2 protein-coding genes are annotated in these 1,247 nt (G+C 71.1%); both read right to left on the bottom strand.

All coding sequences use genetic code 11. From position 1 onward, the window contains the following. Positions 1-9 precede the first annotated feature (9 nt). Positions 10-840 carry a zinc-dependent peptidase gene (locus G7A99_RS20100; protein ID WP_018718926.1) on the bottom strand — a complete coding sequence of 277 codons (831 nt, stop codon included), beginning with the start codon at positions 838-840 and terminating at the stop codon, positions 10-12. Beyond that, on the bottom strand, positions 837-1,247 hold a 411-nt coding region (locus G7A99_RS20095; RefSeq protein WP_305792345.1), incomplete at its 5' end, for an NAD(P)-dependent oxidoreductase. The genes G7A99_RS20095 and G7A99_RS20100, both read right to left, overlap by 4 nt.

Genomic DNA, 1,247 nt, shown 5'->3' with positions numbered 1-1,247 from the left:
TTTCCATGTTCACCTCGACTCCCCGTGTCTCGATCCGCTCCGGCCGCCATGATGGCCGGCCGGCCCGTGTCCGGCGTGCGCCTCCGCGGGCGTACGCCGGTAGAAGGCCGCGAGCTGTTCGTGGACCGCCGGGAAATGGGCCGCCACCACCTCCGGCATCTCCAGGAACGTCTCACTGAATACCGCGAAGCACTCCGCCGGGTCGGTCGCCGCGTAATCGTCGATGCCCGGGTCGCGGCCCGCCTCCACCGCGGCATTGATCGCCTCGAAGGCCTCGGTGAAGGCGCGGGTCCAGGCGCGGCGGTCCATGCCACGGTGCAGCGGCGGCATGCCGTTGGCCTCGCCGTTAAGCATGTCCAGCTTGTGCGCGAGCTCGTGGAGGACCACGTTCCAGCCATCCCGGCGGCCCCCGGCCTCCACGTCGGACCAGGACAGTATCACCGGACCGTTGTCCCAGGCCTCACCGGCCAGTGCCCGGGCCTCGTCATGCACCACGCCCGCCTCGTCCATCTCGCGGTGACGTGCCAGGAAGCCCGACGGATAGACGATCACGGACTGCCAGCCACGGTACCAGTCGATATCCAGGCCGAGCACCGGGACCGCTGCGAGGGCGGCAATGCGTACGGCCTGCTCCGGCACGAATTCACCGCCACCGGCGGCATAGAAGCGTTTGCGTGCGAGGAACAGTGTCGCCAGCTCGCGCAGGCGCACGCGCTCACCGGCATCCAGCCCGGCGAGCACCGAATCACTGTGTGTCGCCCGCCGCCAGAGCGCGTCGTCGACGGCGTAGCGGCGCAGCTGGCGACCGCGCCACCAGCCCCGCAGGACCCGCGCGATCACGGCTGGGGCTGCGCCACGACGCGCACGGGCCGGCCCGCCCGCCAGGCGGCCACGTTCTCCGCGGTCTGCTCGACGACGCGCTGGCGTGCTTCAAGGCTGCCCCAGGCGCAGTGCGGGGTGACGATGAGATTCGGCAACCCGGCGGCAATCAGGGGATGGTCCGGCGCCGGCGGTTCGCCGTCGAGCACGTCGACCGCCGCGCCGGCGATCCAGCCCTCGCGCACCGCGTGCAGCAGCGCCGCCTCGTCGACCACGCCACCGCGTGCGGTATTGATCAGGATGGCCCCCCGGCGCATGCGCCGCAAAACGCCCTCGTCCACCAGTCCGCGAGTCTGCTCCGTGAGCGGACAGTGCAGGCTGATCACGTCGCTGGTCTCAACGACCGTGTCGAACCCCACGCGTCCCGA

This window comes from Arhodomonas sp. KWT, from assembly GCF_010993615.1.
The sequence above is the reverse complement of the archived record's forward strand: the minus strand, read 5'-3'. Positions and strand labels throughout refer to the sequence as shown.